This is a genomic window from Mycobacterium sp., assembly GCF_049281135.1.
Classification (GTDB): domain Bacteria; phylum Actinomycetota; class Actinomycetes; order Mycobacteriales; family Mycobacteriaceae; genus Mycobacterium.
In genome coordinates this window covers 1-2,211 of the sequence record NZ_JBAPRN010000080.1, presented here as the reverse complement: position 1 = coordinate 2,211, position 2,211 = coordinate 1, and the positions used below count along the sequence as shown (strand labels likewise).

The window sequence follows — 2,211 nt, the reverse complement described above, 5'->3', positions numbered from 1 at the left end:
GGTCCACCGACCAATATGCCGCACACGGTAACCGTCCGCCGAGGCCCGACGCAGCGCGGGTACGGGGACGCGGCGATTGTGCGATGATCGTCACACTCGCCTGCCACTCTCCAGCAGGCCAGCCTTTCAGGCCCTTCGGAATTCGCGGGAGAGTGCAGTGTCGACAGTTTCAAGCCCATCCGACCAGACGACGTTTGCAGTCACTCACGTGGTCGACTGCGAGCCTCCGGCCCGTGACGTCCGACAGTGCCGATCACCCTCACCGACAGCGCTGCGACGGCGCAGTGCACATGTGCCGCAACGGCATTCGAGTCAAGACCCGGCGCAACCCGCGCCGGCGATGTCGGCGCCGATGCGCCAGGCGGCACGTTTCGCAGACGCCGCGCTACGCCGCGTGCTGGAAGTGATCGACCGCCGCCGCTCGATCTCCCAACTGAACGGCCTGCTGGCCGCCGGACTCGTCGACTCGGTGCTGTCGGCCAATCGACTGGCCGGTGCCGATGGCGAGGTCGCAGTGTTGCGCCGGGTGCGCCTGCAGCCGGTGGGCAGCCCGGACGGATTTGCCGCGGCCGAGGTGTTCGGCAGCTACAGCCGTGGGCGCCGCATGCACGCCATCGCCTGCCGTATCGAGCGGATGGGCTCAGGACGCTGGCAGGTGGCTGCGCTGCACATCGGTTAGGCGGCCCCACGGGCACGTGCGGGCAGCGGGGCGCCGCCTAACCGGGCGAGCACCGGCCCGATCACGGCGACGACGAACACATACGACATCGCCACCGGGGCCAGGCCGGCTATCGACGCCCCGGCCAGGCCGATGATGATCAACGAGAATTCGGCGCGAGCGATCAGGGCGGTGCCGGCGCGCAGTTGCCCGCGGCGGGCCACCCCATCGCGCCGCGCGGCGAAGATCCCGGTTGCCACCTTCGCCGCACTGGTCACCACGGCCAGGGCAATCGCCGCCGGAAGCGCAGGAGCCAGCGTGTGCGGATCGACCGCGATCCCGACCCCGAGAAAGAACACCGCGGCGAACAGATCGCGCAACGGCCCCAACACCTTTCGGGCGCGGTCCGCCGTGTCGCCGGTCAACGTCAGACCCACCAGGAACGCACCGACAGCGGCCGATGCGTGCACCTCTTCTGCCAGCGCGGCAACGATCAGCGTCACCCCGAGCACCCGCAGCAGCAACTGCTCGGAATCCTGGGATCCCACCAGTCGGCCGAAGTAGTGGCCCCATCGGTGCGAAATGACGAACGCAGTCCAGAACGCTCCCACCCCGATGACCATGCCGAGCAGTGCCTTCGGCCAGGTGCCGCCGCTGACCAGGACCGCGAACACCGGCAGGTAGGCCGCCATCGCGAAGTCCTCGAGCACCAGCACTGCCAGGATCGCGGGTGTTTCGCGATTACCCACCCGGTTGAGGTCTTCGAGCAGGCGGGCGATCAAACCGGAGGACGACACATAAGTCACGCCGGCCAGCGCGAGGATCCCGATGCCCTTGAAGCCGAGCAGCCAGCCCGCGATGGCCCCCGGCGTCGCGTTGAGCACGACGTCGACCAGCGCCGAGGGGACGTGCTGCTTCATGCTGCTGGCGAATTCGGCGCTGGAGAACTCCAGGCCCAAGGTCAGCAGCAGAAGCACGACACCGATGGGCGCCCCGGTTTTGACGAACACGCTGGCCTCGGTCACCGAATGGATGCCGCCCTTGCCGAGCCACAGCCCGGCCAGCAGGTACAGCGGGATCGGTGACAGCGCGAACCGCCGGGCCAGCGCGCCCAGCAACGCAAGCGCAGTCAGAACTGCGCCGAGTTGCAAAAGCAGCGGCGCCGAAATCTGCACGCAATCAGCCCTTTTGGACGAGCTGCTGCACGCCGTTGATGCCGTCTTCGGTGCCGACAACGATCAACACGTCGGCCGCACGCAGCTTCTCGGACGGCCCCGGCGAGGCGAGCACCTCGTCATTGCGCACGATCGCGACGATCGACGCGCCGGTTCGGGTTCGGGCGCGGGTGTCCCCCAGCGGCCGGTCCACGAAGACACTGCCGGGCAGGATGTGCACCTGACCGGCTTCGAGCCCCGGTATCTCGCGAGTGAGCTCGACGAACCGTTCGGCGATCCGCGGCGCACCCAGAATCTGCGCGACCGCATCCGCTTCCTCGTCGGTGAGGCGAAAGACCGGGCGAGCCTGGTCGGGGTCGTCATTGCCGTACACGACGA

General features: G+C 68.4%; 3 protein-coding genes. 1 reads left to right on the top strand and 2 read right to left on the bottom strand.

Translation table 11 applies throughout. The features are described from left to right. The first annotated feature begins 292 nt into the window (after positions 1–292). On the top strand, positions 293–679 hold the full coding sequence (locus WAN02_RS03285; RefSeq protein ID WP_422262756.1) for an Rv3235 family protein: 387 nt from the start codon (positions 293–295) through the stop codon (positions 677–679). Here the strand turns inward: WAN02_RS03285 and WAN02_RS03280 are convergent. Both WAN02_RS03280 and WAN02_RS03275 read right to left on the bottom strand, forming a co-directional pair. Then, a complete protein-coding gene (locus WAN02_RS03280; protein ID WP_422262755.1) occupies positions 676–1,833 on the bottom strand; it encodes a cation:proton antiporter in 1,158 nt (385 codons plus the stop codon). The two genes, WAN02_RS03285 and WAN02_RS03280, sit on opposite strands and share 4 nt — an antisense overlap. A gap of 4 nt (positions 1,834–1,837) precedes the next feature. Then, positions 1,838–2,211, bottom strand: a 374-nt coding sequence (locus WAN02_RS03275; protein WP_422262754.1) for a cation:proton antiporter regulatory subunit, incomplete at its 5' end; no start/stop codon positions are given.